The sequence below is a fragment of the Jeotgalibacillus proteolyticus genome, from assembly GCF_002926065.1.
GTDB lineage: Bacteria > Bacillota > Bacilli > Bacillales > Jeotgalibacillaceae > Jeotgalibacillus > Jeotgalibacillus proteolyticus.
The window spans coordinates 101292-117801 of sequence record NZ_PREZ01000002.1 but is presented as its reverse complement, the minus strand read 5'-3'; the positions used below and the strand labels follow the sequence as shown (position 1 = coordinate 117801).

The 16510-nt window shown below is 41.4% G+C and carries 18 protein-coding genes; all 18 read left to right on the top strand.

The features are described 5' to 3' along the window. Positions 1-87: 87 nt before the first annotated feature. Complete coding sequence (gene sleB / locus C4B60_RS04235) at positions 88-837, top strand: spore cortex-lytic enzyme (protein ID WP_245153896.1); 750 nt, start codon at positions 88-90, stop codon at positions 835-837. A gap of 17 nt (positions 838-854) precedes the next feature. After that, the gene (gene ypeB, locus C4B60_RS04230; RefSeq protein WP_104056770.1) at positions 855-2177 is read left to right on the top strand and encodes a germination protein YpeB; all 1323 of its coding nucleotides are present in this window, start codon (positions 855-857) and stop codon (positions 2175-2177) included. A 179-nt stretch (positions 2178-2356) separates the two neighbouring features. Beyond that, positions 2357-3046 carry a (d)CMP kinase gene (gene cmk / locus C4B60_RS04225; protein WP_104056769.1) on the top strand — a complete coding sequence of 230 codons (690 nt, stop codon included), beginning with the start codon at positions 2357-2359 and terminating at the stop codon, positions 3044-3046. Continuing rightward, positions 3043-3624, top strand: coding sequence for a lysophospholipid acyltransferase family protein (locus tag C4B60_RS04220; protein WP_104056768.1), 582 nt, complete (start codon positions 3043-3045; stop codon positions 3622-3624). The genes cmk and C4B60_RS04220 overlap by 4 nt, the downstream gene beginning before the upstream one ends. A 125-nt stretch (positions 3625-3749) precedes the next feature. Beyond that, positions 3750-4904: a 30S ribosomal protein S1 gene (rpsA, locus tag C4B60_RS04215; RefSeq protein WP_104056767.1), complete on the top strand. Its 1155-nt coding sequence runs from the start codon at positions 3750-3752 to the stop codon at positions 4902-4904. A 12-nt stretch (positions 4905-4916) separates the two neighbouring features. Continuing rightward, positions 4917-5969: a type 2 isopentenyl-diphosphate Delta-isomerase gene (gene fni / locus C4B60_RS04210; RefSeq protein WP_104056766.1), complete on the top strand. Its 1053-nt coding sequence runs from the start codon at positions 4917-4919 to the stop codon at positions 5967-5969. A gap of 305 nt (positions 5970-6274) precedes the next feature. Then, positions 6275-7585 carry a ribosome biogenesis GTPase Der gene (gene der, locus C4B60_RS04205; protein WP_104056765.1) on the top strand — a complete coding sequence of 437 codons (1311 nt, stop codon included), beginning with the start codon at positions 6275-6277 and terminating at the stop codon, positions 7583-7585. 32 nt (positions 7586-7617) lie between these two features. Continuing rightward, on the top strand, positions 7618-8676 hold the full coding sequence (locus C4B60_RS04200; RefSeq protein WP_104056764.1) for an NAD(P)H-dependent glycerol-3-phosphate dehydrogenase: 1059 nt from the start codon (positions 7618-7620) through the stop codon (positions 8674-8676). Between the two features lie 213 nt (positions 8677-8889). Next, the gene (locus tag C4B60_RS04195) at positions 8890-9069 is read left to right on the top strand and encodes a DUF2768 domain-containing protein (protein WP_104057255.1); all 180 of its coding nucleotides are present in this window, start codon (positions 8890-8892) and stop codon (positions 9067-9069) included. Positions 9070-9097: 28 nt separating this feature from the next. Beyond that, positions 9098-9817: a hypothetical protein gene (locus C4B60_RS04190; RefSeq protein ID WP_104056763.1), complete on the top strand. Its 720-nt coding sequence runs from the start codon at positions 9098-9100 to the stop codon at positions 9815-9817. A gap of 118 nt (positions 9818-9935) precedes the next feature. Next, positions 9936-11414: a stage IV sporulation protein A gene (gene spoIVA / locus C4B60_RS04185; RefSeq protein ID WP_104056762.1), complete on the top strand. Its 1479-nt coding sequence runs from the start codon at positions 9936-9938 to the stop codon at positions 11412-11414. Between the two features lie 274 nt (positions 11415-11688). Further along, positions 11689-11961 (top strand): HU family DNA-binding protein, encoded by a 273-nt coding sequence (locus tag C4B60_RS04180; RefSeq protein ID WP_167578573.1) that lies wholly within the window; start codon positions 11689-11691, stop codon positions 11959-11961. 173 nt (positions 11962-12134) lie between these two features. Further along, entirely contained in the window at positions 12135-12749 is a 615-nt protein-coding gene (gene folE, locus C4B60_RS04175) for a GTP cyclohydrolase I FolE (protein WP_425331150.1), read from the top strand. A 27-nt stretch (positions 12750-12776) separates the two neighbouring features. Next, on the top strand, positions 12777-13001 hold the full coding sequence (gene mtrB / locus C4B60_RS04170) for a trp RNA-binding attenuation protein MtrB (RefSeq protein WP_104056760.1): 225 nt from the start codon (positions 12777-12779) through the stop codon (positions 12999-13001). A gap of 232 nt (positions 13002-13233) precedes the next feature. Further along, positions 13234-14037 carry a heptaprenyl diphosphate synthase component 1 gene (locus C4B60_RS04165; protein WP_167578572.1) on the top strand — a complete coding sequence of 268 codons (804 nt, stop codon included), beginning with the start codon at positions 13234-13236 and terminating at the stop codon, positions 14035-14037. Between the two features lie 2 nt (positions 14038-14039). Further along, positions 14040-14744, top strand: a complete 705-nt coding sequence (locus C4B60_RS04160) for a demethylmenaquinone methyltransferase (protein ID WP_104056758.1) — start codon at positions 14040-14042, stop codon at positions 14742-14744. A 25-nt stretch (positions 14745-14769) separates the two neighbouring features. Then, a complete protein-coding gene (gene hepT / locus C4B60_RS04155) occupies positions 14770-15732 on the top strand; it encodes a heptaprenyl diphosphate synthase component II (protein WP_104056757.1) in 963 nt (320 codons plus the stop codon). A gap of 91 nt (positions 15733-15823) precedes the next feature. Then, positions 15824-16270 carry a nucleoside-diphosphate kinase gene (gene ndk, locus C4B60_RS04150; protein WP_104056756.1) on the top strand — a complete coding sequence of 149 codons (447 nt, stop codon included), beginning with the start codon at positions 15824-15826 and terminating at the stop codon, positions 16268-16270. Positions 16271-16510: the final 240 nt, after the last annotated feature.

Here is a 16510-nt window from a genome sequence, read left to right as displayed (position 1 = left end):
TCGTATCCAGTTTAAACTAACTCCGAATTAATTATTTGTGCAGAATGGAGGCAGGACATGAAGAAATACGGTTTGCTGATCGTGCTAATGATGATCCTTCAGGGTCAATTTATCGTACCAGAATCCACCGCTTTTAGCGGCCAGACGATTCAGCGCGGAGCATTTGGCGATGATGTAATTGAACTTCAGGCAAGGCTTCAATACATAGGCTACTATGAGGGAGCGATTGACGGTGATTTCGGCTGGGGAACTTATTGGGCGCTGCGCAATTTTCAGCAGGATTACGGGCTGGATATTGATGGTCTAGCAGGAGAAACAACAAGAAGCAAGCTTGTTAATGTGTCAAATTACGATGAAAACTACGTGCGGTCCAATATTGAAAAAGGTAATAAATTTACCTATTATGGCGGTGTTCCGCTTGAACAGCAGGTGAAAAAAGGAGAAACTGCAGTTCCAAAAACACCAAAATATCCTGCGGGGTATTCAGACACGGATATTCAGCTAATGGCAAACGCTGTTTACGGGGAGGCCAGAGGGGAGCCTTATATCGGCCAGGTTGCAGTAGCAGCGGTTATTTTAAACAGGATTGAAAGCTCAACCTTCCCTAATACAGCATCAGGGGTCATTTTTGAACCTCTCGCCTTTACAGCAGTAGCAGACGGCCAAATCTGGCTGACACCGAACGAACAGGCAAGAAGAGCAGTAATCGATGCCATTAATGGATGGGATCCATCAGAAAATGCTCTCTATTATTTTAATCCGGTAACAGCAACAAGTAACTGGATTTGGTCAAGACCGCAAATTAAGAAAATAGGCCAGCATATCTTCTGCCTATAGGATGAGGAAGTGAGAAAATGAAAAGGACGTTACTATTTTCAATACTGTTTATCGGATTATTTTCTGCAGTTTCCTGGGGAGCTTATCAGCAGCAGGAAAAACAGACGCTCAGAAACCACATGGAAAATCAGTACCAGCAGGCTTTTCATGAAATGAATTATCAGATGGACCTTTTGCATGATCAAATTGGCGGAACGCTTGCGATGAATGCAGGGAAGAATTTAACGCCTGCTCTAACGGAAGTATGGAGGCTTACTTCTTTAATTCATGCAGATATTGGCCAGCTTCCTTTGGGTCTGCTGCCATTTAATGAAATGGAAGATTTTTTAACTAAGGTCGGTAACTTCAGCTATCAGGCTGCAGTTCGCGATCTTGAAGCTTCTCCTTTAAATGAAGAGGAATATAAAAAACTCGAAACACTTTACAGCCAGTCAGAAGATCTTCAAAAGGAGCTGCGGAACATCCAGTCTAAGGTTTTGGCAGATAATCTTGAATGGATTGAGATTGAGAATCTGCTTGCTACGGGGGATGAAGTTAAAAACAATGCAGTCATTGATGGGTTTAAAGGGGTAGACAGCTCTGTAAAGGGATATGCGCTTGAAACATTTGAACCAACTGAGCAGGAATCTGTACAGGAGCGGAGAAAAACACTTTCCCACCTGACAGGAGAGGACCTGACGGAAGAGCAGGCTATGCAAAAAGCAAAAGAGTTTGCTCAGGTAGATGAAGATGTACAGATGGATATATCGAAAAGTCTGGATGGATCCGATTATCCTTTTTATTCAGTAAGCTGGGAAACAGCAGAAGGAAACGCTGTAAATATGGATCTAACCGTCAAGGGAGGCTACCCTCTGTATTTTCTTACTGACAGGGAAATCACTCAGGAAAAAGTAAGTCTTTATGATGCAGGAGAAAAAGCAGCCCAATTTTTAAAAGAACAAGGATATAATGATGTGGTACTTGAAAGCAGCCGCCAGGAAGATGGCATTGCCATGCTGACATTTATCAGACTTCTAAAGCCCCAGGATATTTATGTTAATTCTGATGCCATTCATATGAAGGTTGCATTGGATAATGGTGACATCATTGGATTCCTTGGAATGGATTATCTGCAGAATGGAGAAGAAAGAGAAGTTGGAGAGGTGACAATCTCAGAGGAAGAAGCTATCAAGCTGCTTCATTCAAACTTCACTGTTCAGGAATCCCGTCTAGCCATAATTAGTAACGAGTTAGGCGATGAGGTGCTTTGCAGAGAGTTCATTGGTACACTCGGTGATGACACTTTTAGAATATTTATTAACGGTCAGACCGGACAGGAAGAAAAAGTAGAAAAGCTTTAAAAATTGAACATCAGCATAAGTTTAAAGCAGCTGAGATAGTAAAAAGCTGCATAGAAAAGGCTTCCTTCAATGGGAAGCTTTTTTTTATGTACTTTAAGGCATTTGACAGCTTTAAACATAAATAAAAGGTCGAATTATGGTACAATACCTTAGAATAATGTGACGAAGGAGAATGTTTGGTGAACGTATTAGGGAAGAAGCTTAGAATTGCATTAGATGGTCCGGCCGCAGCTGGAAAAAGTACTATTGCAAAAAGGCTGGCTGAAAAATTAGGCTATGTATATATAGACACGGGTGCAATGTACCGGACACTGACTTATAAAGCACTAAAGATGCAGACAGATCCGGAAAACGAGAAGGAATTATACGAGGTTTTGTTGAATACTATTATAGAGCTTAAACCTGGCACTTTAGGCCAGCTGGTTTTTCTGGACGGAGATGAAGTAACAAATGAAATTCGTTCAAACGACGTAACAAATCAGGTATCAAATGTTGCAAAGCATCCACTGATCAGAAAAGAAATGGTCAGAAGACAGCAGGAGCTTGTAGAAAGCGGCGGTATTGTTATGGATGGACGAGATATCGGAACCCATGTCATACCTGATGCTGAAGTAAAGATCTTTATGATCGCAAGTGTAGAAGAACGTGCCAGAAGACGGTTTGAGGAGCATAAAAGACAGGGAATCGAATCGAGCCTTGAACAGCTCCAAAAAGCGATTGAAGAACGCGATTATCTGGATTCAACCCGCGAAGCATCCCCATTGACTAAAGCAGACGATGCGATTGAAATAGATACTACAGCAATGGATATTGAAAGTGTTGTAAATACCATTTTGGACCTGGTTAAGGAACGTGGAGGATCGATATGAACTTATATAGTTTTGGTAAAAAATTAGTAACTGTAGTTTTAACGCCGATTTACCGCTTCAAGGTTGTCGGAAGAGAAAATTTCCCTAAAGAAGGCGGAGTGCTTCTGTGTGCAAATCATATCAGCCTTTTAGACCCGCCGGTAGTAGGTCTCACTGCTCGGAGGCCGGTATCATTTATGGCCAAGGAAGAACTGTTCAGAATGCCGGTTTTAAAGAAGATTCTGCCTAAGGTCAGAGCGTTCCCGGTTAAGCGGGGAATGAGCGATCGGGAGGCCTTGCGAAACGGATTAAAAATTTTAAAAGAAAATAATGTTATTGGACTGTTCCCAGAGGGTACACGTAGTAAAGACGGGGAATTAAAAAAAGGATTGGCAGGTGCCGGTTTTTTTGCACTTCGATCTGAAGCCGCTGTAGTGCCATGTGCTGTAATCGGTCCTTATAAGAGATTCAAAAGACTTAAGGTCGTTTACGGAAAGCCGATCCCTATGGAGGAGCTGAGAGCCAAAAGAGCATCCGCTGACGAGGCAACAGAGGTCATTATGAGTCATATCCAGAATTTAATCGACAATCATCGATAAAAGTTCTCACTTGACAAAAGGTGCAGTTTATTAGAAGTTAGTAGTATATTCTGAATTTTAATTATAATGTGTATATTTTCACATTTAATAATATTTCAGTAGTCATGGATTAAGGAGGAGTACATATGGCAGAAGACATGAATCATATTGAAGTAAACTCTCTCGAGGTGGGAGACCGAGTCACCGGTACCGTAACGAAAGTGGAGGAAAAACAGGTTCTAGTTGATGTCAAGGACAGTAAGGTGGATGGAATCATCCCGATCAGCGAACTGTCCAGCCTCCATGTAGAAAAAGCGTCAGATGTAGTTAACGAAGGAGACGAGCTCGAGCTTGTAGTAACCAAGGTTGAAGAAGAGCTCCTTGTTTTATCTAAAAGAAAAGTGGAAGCTGAAAAAGCCTGGGACGAAATGAAACGCCGTTTCGAATCCGAAGAGATTTTTGAAGCGGAAGTTAAGGACGTTGTAAAAGGCGGCCTTGTTGTTGACCTTGGCGTTCGGGGCTTTGTACCCGCTTCTTTAGTCGAGGATTATTATGTAGAAGATTTTGAAGATTATCGAGGGAAAAGTCTGGCATTTAAAATCGTTGAACTCGACGAAGAAAAAAACAGACTGATTCTTTCTCATAGAGCGGTGGTAGAAGGACAAAAAGCAGAAAAGAAAAAAGCGCTGCTTGAAAGCATCCAGGCAAATGACGTTCTGGACGGCACTGTTCAGAGGATTACAGATTTTGGAGCGTTCGTAGATATCGGAGGCGTAGATGGTCTTGTGCATATTTCACAGCTTTCCCATCAGCATGTGGAAAAGCCTTCAGATGTAGTGGAAGAGGGACAAAAAGTGCAGGTGAAAGTACTTTCTGTGGATCGTGATAACGAGCGGATTTCACTATCAATTAAGGAAACCCTTCCAGGTCCGTGGTCAGATATTGATGAAAAGGCACCTAAAGGTTCAGTATTAGAAGGTAAAGTACGCCGTCTGGTATCCTACGGGGCTTTCGTTGAAGTATTCCCGGGAGTAGAGGGATTAGTTCATATTTCTCAAATCTCCCATCAGCATATCGGCACGCCTCATGAAGTCCTATCTGAAGGGCAGGAGGTCAAGGTTAAGGTTCTTGATGTCAATGTAAACGATCAGCGCCTTTCACTATCGGTAAAAGAATTGGAAGAAAATAAAGGTGATCAGGGCAGAAAAGATCAGTCCTATGATCTCCCTGAAGAATCAAAAGGCTTTCAATTAGGTGAGATGATTGGAGATAAGCTGAAGAACTTAAAAAATGATAATTAAAGGTGAGAGCAAGTGAGCAGATCGAAAAGAAAAATTGATCATATTAATTATGCACTCTCGACTGCAACATCGGGAAGCTCCGGCTTTGAGGATTTGACCTTTGTTCATCAAAGTCTTCCTGACCTTTCAGTGGATGAGGTCTCTCTCCATAGCAAATTAGGCGAACTTAATTTAAGTTCGCCTTTTTACATCAATGCGATGACCGGCGGCGGAGGAGAAAAAACGGAAAAATTAAATGAAGGCTTTGCTTTAGCTGCGAAGGAAACAGGTCTTATGCTGTCAGTAGGCTCTCAGATGGCTGCGATAAAAGATTCCTCTGAACGAAGATCTTATTCGATAACCAGAAAAGTTAACCCGAAAGGAATAATTGTAGGGAATCTTGGGAGTGAAGCTACCCTTGATCAGGCAAAGGCAGCAGTGGACATGATTGAAGCAGACGCGCTGCAGATTCATCTGAATGTGATCCAGGAATTAGCTATGCCTGAAGGAGACAGATCCTTTACTGGTGCATTAGGCAGAATTGAAAAAATTGTTACCGGCCTCGAAGTTCCCGTTATTGTAAAAGAAACCGGATTTGGGATGAGCAGGGAAACAGTGAAAAAACTCGAAAACGCAGGCGTTTCCATAATCGACGTTGGCGGCTATGGCGGAACGAATTTTTCGCGGATCGAAAACTACCGTCAACAGCGTGAACTGACTTTTTTTAATGACTGGGGGATAACAACAACTGCATCTATAGTTGAAGCTAAAAGCAGCTTTAGCTCATCGGTCATCGCTTCCGGGGGAATTAAGAATAGCCTTGAAGTAATAAAAGCACTTAGCCTCGGGGCAGATGCTGCAGGAATAGCAGGTGCATTTTTAAAAATCGTTATTGATGAAGGACCTGAAGCCTTAGTTGAGGAAATCCAGCAGATGCAAAGGGAACAAAAAGTGATTATGACTGCTTTAGGAGCAAGAAACACTGAGCAGCTTAAAAACACTTCCGTAGTAATCAGCGGCCCCACTTACCATTGGCTGAAGTCAAGAGGACTTGAGCCGGAACGCTTTGCTGTAAGATCCACTTAAAGTAATAGCTATATAACTGGTGACTAAATTGAATAAAGAAAACAGAGCAAAGTGAACAGGACCTTAGAGGTTAAGACATATCGTTTGTCTTAACCTTTTTTCTTTTTGTTTGTTTACATAATAAAGTTATGTTTAACTTCTTATCTTTGCGGTTGAACGTTGTTTTTACAGCCATTTATTGATACAATTATTCGAGTCATTTTAGAAAGGACAGGACCAACTTGCTGTCTTTTTACGGTTATGTTATGTGGAAGCGTACGGTTTGATATACTAGAGATAAGTTGGGATAAGAAAGGGTGAACGTCATGGCAAAGCCAGTCGTTGCAATAGTAGGACGCCCAAATGTAGGGAAGTCCACTATATTCAACAGGATCGTTGGAGAAAGAATTTCAATAGTAGAAGATATTCCCGGGATAACAAGAGACCGGATATACAGCAGTGCTGAATGGCTTACGCATGATTTTAACATCATTGATACAGGCGGGATAGAAATCGGTGATGAGCCTTTCCTTGAGCAGATTAGACAACAAGCTGAAATTGCGATTGATGAAGCTGATGTGATTATTTTCATGACGAATGGGCGCGAAGGTGTTACATCAGCAGACGAGCAGGTAGCAAAAATCTTATATCGTTCAAATAAACCGATTGTACTCGCTGTTAATAAAGTGGACAATCCTGATATGAAGGATCAGATTTATGATTTTTACGCCTTAGGATTTGGCGAACCATTTCCCATTTCAGGCTCTCACGGTTTGGGGCTTGGCGATATGCTGGATGCAGTGGCAGCGAGCTTCAAGCCAAGAGAAGAAAAAGAATACGGGGATGAGGTTATAAAGTTCTCGTTAATCGGTCGTCCTAATGTGGGGAAATCCTCACTCGTTAATTCATTATTAGGAGAAGACCGGGTAATTGTTTCGAATATTGCAGGAACCACACGAGACGCAATCGATTCTCCTTATAAGTATGATGGACAGGAGTACGTCATTATCGATACTGCGGGTATGCGGAAAAAAGGCAAGGTGTATGAGTCTACAGAAAAATACAGTGTGCTCAGAGCCTTGCGTGCAATTGAGCGCTCAGATGTCGTTTTAGTCGTATTGGACGCAGATGAAGGAATTATCGAGCAGGATAAAAAAATAGCCGGATATGCACATGATGCAGGCAGAGCCGTCATTATTGTCGTAAATAAATGGGATGCCGTGGAAAAAGATGAAAAAACCATGGACCGCTTTGAGAAAAAAATTCGCGATCATTTTCAGTTTTTGGACTATGCGCCAGTCGTATTTCTTTCTGCACTAACTAAAAAGAGAATTCATACTCTCCTTCCTGTCATAAATATGGCAAGTGAAAATCATGCGATGCGTGTTCAATCCAGTGTTCTAAATGAAGTCGTAATGGATGCTGTTGCCATGAATCCAACTCCTACAGATCACGGTAAGCGTTTGAAGATCTTTTATGCCACTCAAGTATCTGTTAAGCCGCCGACCTTCGTTGTGTTTGTCAACGAGCCGGAATTAATGCATTTTTCTTACGAACGCTTTTTGGAAAATCGCATTCGTGAAGCATTTGGATTCGAAGGTACGCCGATCCGCTTAATAGCAAGAGCACGAAAATAAAAGATCACTTTTACCTGAGAGGAGTTTACCTGATGACAAAACCTAAAGGTGTTGCTGTATTAGGAGCGGGAAGCTGGGGAACAGCTCTTGCTTTAGTTTTAGGGGATAACGGGCATGATGTAAGATTATGGACGCATAACCCTGTGCAGGCAGATCTAATAAATACAGAGAGAAAAAATGAGCGCTATCTTCCCGGAACGGAATTGCCCTCTGCTATAACAGCATATTCCGATCTGGGTCAGGCGATTAATGGTGTAGATACGGTTGTATTTGCTGTACCGACAAAAGCAATCAGAGAGGTAGCTGAAAAAGTAGAAAGCGTTTCTGCTGATCCAAAAACGGTGGTTCATGTCAGTAAGGGGATTGAGCCGGATACTCATTTGCGGATTTCAGAAATTCTCAAGGAGCTTTTAACAGAACGCTCAATGCATGGTTTAGTTGTTCTATCAGGTCCAAGCCATGCAGAAGAAGTTGTGCTTCGCCACCCGACAACTGTCACGGCAGCGTCAACCGACCTTAAATCAGCTGAACACGTCCAGGATCTTTTTATGAATCATAATTTTCGCGTTTATACAAACTCCGATATTATAGGAGTGGAGATCGGCGGTGCATTAAAAAATATCATTGCTCTGGCTGCTGGTATTACGGATGGTTTAGGCTACGGGGACAATGCCAAAGCAGCGTTAATTACCAGAGGTCTTGCGGAAATTGCCCGTTTAGGAACAACTCTCGGAGCAAACCCGTTAACGTTTTCAGGACTTGCAGGAATTGGAGATTTGATCGTAACATGTACGAGCGTACATTCCAGAAATTGGAGAGCTGGGAATATGCTTGGCAAGGGCAAGAAACTAAATGAAGTGCTTGAAGAAATGGGAATGGTGGTAGAAGGAGTCCGGACGACTAAAGCGGCTTATCAGCTTGCGCAAAAGTATGAGGTCACCATGCCAATTACCCAGGCTCTTCATCGTGTACTGTTCCACGATGTTAATCCAAAAGAAGCGGTAGATCAGCTGATGTCAAGAATGAAAACACATGAAATGGAAGACCTCGTAAATATTCTCGGTGAACAAACTGAGGCTGACGAACAATAGTTTTGAGATTAAAACTGAAATCATCGGACAGAAAAAACTGAGAGAATCAGACTCTCAGTTTTTCTATGGAATGGAAGCAGGAAATATGAACGTTTTAAGAAAGATTCATTCTTTAAATTTGTTAAATCACGGCCTATGATATAATTTGAGCAAAAGTCTCATATTTAGCATATTGGAAGTAAGGGAGTGAAATTATTGACCGCTTTAACAAAAATGTGGATATCCTTTGGATCCATGGGCTTTATGTTTTTAGCCATTATTACTATTTATTTAAGCCGTTATAAGCTTTCAAATAAAGTACTTAAATTCATCACAGGGCTAGTGGCTTATGTGATGATGATCTTAGCAGGGTTAATCATGCTATTTGTGGTCTTTAGCGGGCCCACAGTTTAGTGTTGAGTATTAAAAGGAGTGAGACCCTATGAAAAAGGGGACAATCATCATTGCATTACTGTGTGCCGTTTTATTACTTCAGGGCTGCATGTATCCTTCTTCACAAAAGGCTGAAAATGAAATACCTTATGATGAGCAGATTCAGGTCGTGCAAAGGGCAGTAGATGCTTTTCAGGAAGAATCAGGCGGCCTTCTCCCTATAAAAACGATGGAAGAATCAACACCAATTTACCAAAAATATCTTATTGATTTTTCAAAGCTCAAACCAAGATACATGGATCAGCTGCCAGGGAATGCTTTTGAAAATGGAGGGGTATTTCAATATCTTTTGCTGGACGTGGAAGAAGACCCGTCAGTACACATTTTTGATCTGAGAATTGCTGAGGAGATAAGAAGTCTTCAAATACGAATTCAGGCAAATAGAGGCATCCCTTTTGATAAGGCACTTGGCGGGAATAAATTTACCATTGATTATTCAAAACTGGGTTATAAAGAAGAACCGACCGTTCAAAGTCCGTATACGAATAAAGAGCTGCCGCTTATTGCCGGCGGTGACGGCACAATACACGTGGACTATATTACTGATTTGTATCAATTTGTTCAGGAAAATAACATTGATCTAAACGATTACAAGGGCAATGAGCAGGACATCCTTACTGTTTTGCACGAGGAATCTTATTTCGTTCCAGCATATTCCCCGCAATACGAAGTCAATGAAGAGAATGAAATTATCTATTCTTCAAATTAAATTCAGACTGGTTCCTTCAAATAAAAAACTGAAGGGGACCGGTCTTTTTTTGTTCTGAAAAATGCATGTCCTCATACACTAATTATGCGAAGAATGTTCGAAAAGAGGGGGCGCTTTAATGGAGAAACAAAATGTGTTTGAACATATAGCAGAACGTACAGGAGGAGACATTTATATTGGTGTAGTCGGAGCTGTGCGTACTGGTAAGTCAACATTCATTAAGAAAATGATGGAGCTTGCAGTAATCCCTCATATGACAAATGAGGCTGAGCGGAACCGGGCACAGGATGAACTTCCTCAAAGTGCAGCCGGCAGAACCATCATGACGACAGAGCCAAAATTTGTGCCTAATCAGGCAGTGCGTGTTCAGGTGGTAGACAGCCTTGAAGTAAATATACGAATGGTTGATTGTGTAGGCTACACGATACCTGGAGCCAAGGGTCATGAAGATGAATACGGTCCGAGAATGGTCCATACGCCTTGGTACGAAGAACCCATCCCTTTCCACGAAGCTGCTGAGGTAGGCACAAGAAAAGTGATACAGGATCATTCAACCATCGGAGTCCTCATGAGCACTGATGGCACCATAGGAGATATCCCGAGGGAAAGCTATGTAGATGCAGAAGAACGTGTTGTGGCAGAATTAAAGGAAGTCGGAAAGCCATTTATTATGGTGCTTAACAGTGCAAGACCGCACCAGTCTGAAACAGATCAGCTGCGGCAGGAGCTTCAATTAAAATATGATATCCCGGTAATTGCGATGAGTGTGGAGAGCATGAGGGAATCAGATGTCCTTATGGTTTTAAGAGAAGCTTTATATGAATTTCCTGTTCTTGAGGTAAATGTAAATCTTCCCAGCTGGGTAATGGTCCTTGATGAGCGGCATTGGCTAAGAGGGCACTTCCAGGAGGCGGTAACAGAAGTTATTCATGATATTAAACGTTTAAGAGATGTGGATCGCGTCGTCCGGCAGTTTGAAGAATTTGAACATGTGCAGGAAGCGCATCTTGCCGGAATGGATATGGGGCAGGGAATTGCCAATATCGATCTAAGGGCGGCTGACCATTTATTTGAAGAAATACTCCATGAATTAATCGGGGAAAGAGTCACCACTAAGGACCATTTCTTAGAGTTGATTCAGGATTATTCAATTGCGAAAAAAGAATTTGATCAGGTGGCTGACGCGCTAAAAATGGTAAAGCAGACTGGATACGGTATTGCCTCTCCTGCACTATCAGATATGAGTCTTGATGAACCTGAAATTATCAGACAGGGTGCAAGATATGGGGTAAGGCTGCGTGCTACAGCACCATCTATTCATATGATTAAAGTTGACGTCGAGTCCGAATTCTCGCCTATTATTGGTACGGAAAAACAGAGCGAGGAACTTGTACATTATCTATTGCAGGATTTTGAAGAAGACCCGTTATCAATCTGGAGTTCGGATATCTTTGGGAGAAGCTTGAGCTCTATCGTAAGGGAAGGCATCCAGGCGAAGCTTGCGATTATGCCTGAAAATGCCAGATATAAACTGCAGGAAACCTTACAGCGGGTAATTAATGAGGGTTCGGGTGGAATGATTGCCATAATTTTATAGAATATAAACTAAAAGACAGCCTTGAAAAAGGCTGTCTTTTGGCGTTTTTACCAAAAAACCGTGTCTATATGAAGAGATTGCCATTAAATATGGTTTTATTCTTGCTTATGCATTTTTTATATGATAATCTTTTAACAGAATTGATCTTAAACATTGATTCTATGGGCTTTACCGCGATTCTTTCTAAAGAATTACGTATGGATTAGTTGGAATATGTTAATAAATGTAATTAAACTTGCCCATGAAAGATTTCCACTGGGAGGAGGTGATTGGTGTGAACAAGACAGAACTCATCAACGCAGTAGCAGAATCAGCTGAGCTTTCTAAGAAAGATGCAACAAAAGCTGTAGATGCAGTATTTGATTCAGTTCAGGACGCTCTTGCACAAGGTGATAAAGTACAATTGATCGGCTTTGGTAACTTTGAGGTACGTGAGCGAGCTGCCCGTAAAGGACGTAATCCTCAAACTGGTGAAGAAATCGAGATTGCAGCAAGCAAAGTTCCTGCATTCAAACCAGGTAAAGCGCTTAAGGATGCTGTAAAATAATACATACCTTTTGCGTAGAAAAACCGCACTTTTGTGCGGTTTTTTTTTGTTCGGACACCCTAAGCATAAATAAGCTCTGTGCTTTGCGCTATCTCCCATGCTTATGCTAATATGAAGAGAATTCACTTTTGCCTGAATTTGAGACATGTATTGTTTATGTAGGAGGATCTGAAATGGATCAAAAGGAAAATCACTCAACTATGACTGTTAATACAGAAAAGAATAAAGTAAATCGCCCGCAGATAGAAGAAGCTATTCGTATGCTGCTTGAGGCTGTGGGGGAAGATCCAAATAGAGAAGGGCTTATTGATACGCCTAAAAGAGTTGCAAAAATGTATGAAGAGGTTTTTGAAGGTCTTCATATTGATCCAAAGGAATATTTTAAAACTGTTTTTAACGAAGATCATGAAGAGCTGGTGTTTGTAAAGGATATTCCTTTTTACTCAATGTGTGAGCATCATCTGATTCCTTTTTATGGGAAAGCACATGTTGCTTACCTTCCCAAAAACGGTAAGGTCACCGGACTGAGCAAACTGGCACGCGCTGTTGAAACAACTGCAAGAAGACCGCAGCTCCAGGAACGGATCACATCCACTGTTGCTGATGGGATAATGGAAATGCTTGCTCCGCATGGTGCAATGGTAATTGTTGAAGCAGAGCATATGTGCATGACAATGCGTGGGGTAAAGAAACCTGGAGCAATGACGGTTACAACAGCAGCAAGGGGAGTATTTGAACATGATGCTGTAAGAAGAAATGAAGTATTGGCTCTAATGAAGATGAACTAATGATAAGTGGAAAAGAGGAACTGCCGTATGTCTACGAGTAAAGATTTTATCAGCATCAAAGCACTTGAAGATGGAGTTAACGTAATCGGGCTTACAAGAGGAACGGATACGAAATTTCACCATTCAGAAAAGCTCGATAAAGGCGAAGTCATGATTGCCCAGTTCACAGAACACACTTCAGCAGTTAAAATCAGAGGGAAAGCTTCCATCCTAACAGCTCATGGAGAAGTTCAAAGCGAGTCGAAAAAATAACCGTAAAATGACATTTTTCTCAATAACAGTCGGCATAGGAGGAGCTCTTGTGCTGACTTTTTCCTTTACGAAAAATAGAAAGACGATTCGTTGACTGAAGAAGCCTGATAGCAACAAGCTTAAAAATTGTGTTATAATTAAGTTCACGTAATTTTTTATTTTTTTTACATAATTTATCTTTCAACCATGACGGATGCATCGGTCAAAAGTACAGTGGAAATGGGGAAAAGCGATGAACAGTATCGACAACAGCCTTTGGGTGGATGACACCCTTTTGCATATAGAAAAACAAATTCATCATTCGTATCTCCACAATTCGATTGGAGCCCCGGATATTGATGCAAACAGGCTTTCCCTGCTTCTTTTGCCTTTTCAATACCGTGAAAAATATTCTGAATTAGATCGATCCTACGTCTCCACCGCCATGCTGATACAAACAGCCCTTGATACGCATGAAAAAGTTTCAAAGGACGAAAGCGGCTCCTTACGTCTTCGGCAGCTGACTGTACTGGCAGGAGATTATTATAGCGGACTTTATTATCAGATTTTATCTCAAATACCGGATGTGAAATTAATCAGAAGAATCGCTCATGCTATTCAGGAAATAAATGAGCATAAAATTAACATTATGTCGAAAAATCTTTCGCTTTTAGAGGATCTTTTATCAAGCCTTAAGAAAATTGAAAGTGCAATTATTTCTCAAGTGTTTATTCATAAAGGGTTTGAGGATTTTGTCCCTGTAGCTGAGGACATGCTGGTATTAAACAGACTGATTCAAGAAGAAAGCCTGTATTCTTCAGGTGAAGATTCAATTTTATTTTCTTATTTAGCGAGGATGATTCCTTCAAAAACTCCTTCAGTTTATCAGGAAAAGCACCTGTTGGATTTGTACCGTGATTTAGTCGGTAAACGTCAAAAACAGATTGTTCAAAAGCTGAAAGAGCTTGGAATCCCTTTCGAATCGCTGAAAGGATCACTTTTTGCCATTTTAAGTCCTATTGCAGTGGATCCTAAAATATTTGTAGAGGAAGGGTAATAATGCAGCCGACTAAAGAACAGCGGGTCCATCACGTATTTGAAAAAATTTATGGTCAATACGACAAAATGAATTCTGTCATCAGTTTTCAGCAGCATAAAAAATGGAGAAAATATACAATGCAGAAAATGAATGTCCAAAAGGGAGCCAGGGCGCTGGATGTTTGCTGCGGCACAGCTGACTGGACAATTGCTTTAGCAAAGGAAGCAGGAACCGAAGGGAAAGTGACCGGTCTTGATTTCAGTAAAAATATGCTTAAGGTAGGCCACGAAAAAGTACAAGCCTACCCGCAGATTTCCCTTGTTCATGGAAATGCAATGGAGCTTCCGTTTGAGGATAATACATTTGATTATGTGACCATCGGATTTGGGCTCCGGAACGTGCCTGATTATCTGCAGGTTCTAAAAGAAATGAACCGTGTTTTAAAGCCTGGGGGGATGGCTGTCTGTCTTGAAACCTCCCAGCCTACTATGCCTGTATTCAGGCAGGGATACTACATTTATTTTAAATACATCATGCCTCTATTCGGGAAGCTTATTGCCAAAAGCTATAAGGAATACTCGTGGCTGCAGGAGTCTGCCAGGGATTTCCCCGGCATGAAGGAGCTTGCCGGACTGTTTGAACAAGCGGGCTTTGGATCGGTGGAATATAAACCCTTCAGCGGAGGAGTAGCAGCCATGCATGCAGGTTTTAAAAAAGCGAAGTAAATATAGACAGCTAGGTGGAAATTGAATGAAACTCAAAATGCTTTATTCGTTTCTAAAAACGGATATAGACGAAATTGAAAAAGAACTGAATCTAGCGATTGAATCTGATACCAGTCTGTTAAAAGACGCTTCCCTGCATTTGCTTCAGGCAGGCGGGAAGCGGATACGGCCGGTATTCGTGCTGCTTGCTGCAAAAGCAGGAGACTATGACATCCATGTCATTAAAAATGTCGCTGTTGCATTAGAACTTATTCATATGGCTTCATTAGTCCATGACGATGTGATCGATGATGCAGAGCTGAGAAGAGGAAGAACGACAATTAAGGCTCAGTGGGACAACCAGGTAGCGATGTATACAGGCGACTATATGTTTGCAAGAGCACTTGACTACATGACAATTATAGAAAAACCCGCCGCGCATCAAATACTGTCCAACGCCATTGTGGAGCTGTGCATTGGGGAAATTGCGCAGATAGAGGATAAATACCGTTTTGATCAAAATTTGCGTGATTACCTGCGCAGAATTAAACGTAAGACTGCTTTGTTAATTGCCGTCAGCTGTCAGCTTGGAGCGATTGCAGGCAATACCCCGGAGAAAATACATACCAGTTTGTACCGATTTGGCTATTATGTAGGAATGGCCTATCAGATTACTGATGATATTTTGGACTTTACTTCCTCTGAAGAAGAGCTCGGTAAGCCTGCAGGAGGAGATCTTTCTCAAGGCAATATTACCCTTCCTGTGCTTTATGCTTTAAAGGATCCACAGCTGAACAAAAGGATAAGGAGAGTACACGGAGACATGCCGCGTGCCGAAATGGAGCTGTTAATCCAGGACATTATTGCTACAGATGCAATCAGCAAGTCTTATGACATGAGCCAGCAGTACTTAAAGAAGGCATTAAAGGAGCTGGATGCCCTTCCTCAATCCCGTGCGAAAAAATCCCTTCGCGATATTGCTTTATTTATTGGAAAAAGAAAGTATTAAAACGGAATGAAAACGTTGCCAAATTATCGGATGAGTGATACTCTTTTAAAGGGTCGTTAAGGCTCATCTTACATAATTGGAGGAATTGATCGTGGAAAAGACTTTTTTAATGGTAAAGCCTGATGGGGTTCAACGTGGTCTAATTGGTGAAGTGGTCAGCCGTTTTGAGAAAAAAGGATTTAAGCTTGCAGCAGCAAAGCTCATGGTAATTCCAGAGGAGCTGGCAAAAAAACATTATGGTGAGCATGCTGAACGTCCATTTTTTGGAGAACTTGTTGACTTTATTACTTCCGGTCCTGTTTTTGCAATGATTTGGGAGGGCGAGGATGTAGTGAAAACTGCCCGCCATATGATGGGTGCAACAAAACCAAGCGAAGCTGCACTTGGAACGATCCGCGGTGACCTTGGATTGACGGTTGGAAAAAACATTATTCACGGCTCTGATTCACTTGAAAGTGCTGAACGGGAAATTAATCTGTTTTTTGAGGATTCCTCTGCGATCAATTATGAAAAAACATCAGATGCCTGGGTTTACTAAAAGCGCCTTTTTAGGTGCTTTTTTTATTTCCAGTAAAAAGGTTGGCAGCCCTCTTCATCTTTTTTATACTTAACTTACATACTTCTAAGCGTTAAATGTGAGTTAAAAGGGACTGCCTCTTAAATAAATACATACTTAAAAAACTTATCAACAAAATGGTTACATCTAAGCGCTGTTGATTTTATTTAGGATTTCTAAAAGGATGGACATATATTGACTACATTTCGCCCAAAAAGTATG

Excerpts from the sequence above, each read along its gene's own strand:
- sleB (WP_245153896.1), top strand. The coding sequence starts at position 88 with ATGATGATCCTTCAGGGTCAATTTATCGTACCAGAATCCACCGCTTTT.
- ypeB (WP_104056770.1), top strand. The coding sequence starts at position 855 with ATGAAAAGGACGTTACTATTTTCAATACTGTTTATCGGATTATTTTCT.
- C4B60_RS04220 (WP_104056768.1), top strand. The coding sequence starts at position 3,043 with ATGAACTTATATAGTTTTGGTAAAAAATTAGTAACTGTAGTTTTAACG.
- rpsA (WP_104056767.1), top strand. The coding sequence starts at position 3,750 with ATGGCAGAAGACATGAATCATATTGAAGTAAACTCTCTCGAGGTGGGA.
- der (WP_104056765.1), top strand. The coding sequence starts at position 6,275 with ATGGCAAAGCCAGTCGTTGCAATAGTAGGACGCCCAAATGTAGGGAAG.
- C4B60_RS04200 (WP_104056764.1), top strand. The coding sequence starts at position 7,618 with ATGACAAAACCTAAAGGTGTTGCTGTATTAGGAGCGGGAAGCTGGGGA.
- C4B60_RS04195 (WP_104057255.1), top strand. The coding sequence starts at position 8,890 with ATGTGGATATCCTTTGGATCCATGGGCTTTATGTTTTTAGCCATTATT.
- C4B60_RS04190 (WP_104056763.1), top strand. The coding sequence starts at position 9,098 with ATGAAAAAGGGGACAATCATCATTGCATTACTGTGTGCCGTTTTATTA.
- spoIVA (WP_104056762.1), top strand. The coding sequence starts at position 9,936 with ATGGAGAAACAAAATGTGTTTGAACATATAGCAGAACGTACAGGAGGA.
- folE (WP_425331150.1), top strand. The coding sequence starts at position 12,135 with ATGGATCAAAAGGAAAATCACTCAACTATGACTGTTAATACAGAAAAG.
- mtrB (WP_104056760.1), top strand. The coding sequence starts at position 12,777 with ATGTCTACGAGTAAAGATTTTATCAGCATCAAAGCACTTGAAGATGGA.
- C4B60_RS04165 (WP_167578572.1), top strand. The coding sequence starts at position 13,234 with ATGAACAGTATCGACAACAGCCTTTGGGTGGATGACACCCTTTTGCAT.
- C4B60_RS04160 (WP_104056758.1), top strand. The coding sequence starts at position 14,040 with ATGCAGCCGACTAAAGAACAGCGGGTCCATCACGTATTTGAAAAAATT.
- hepT (WP_104056757.1), top strand. The coding sequence starts at position 14,770 with ATGAAACTCAAAATGCTTTATTCGTTTCTAAAAACGGATATAGACGAA.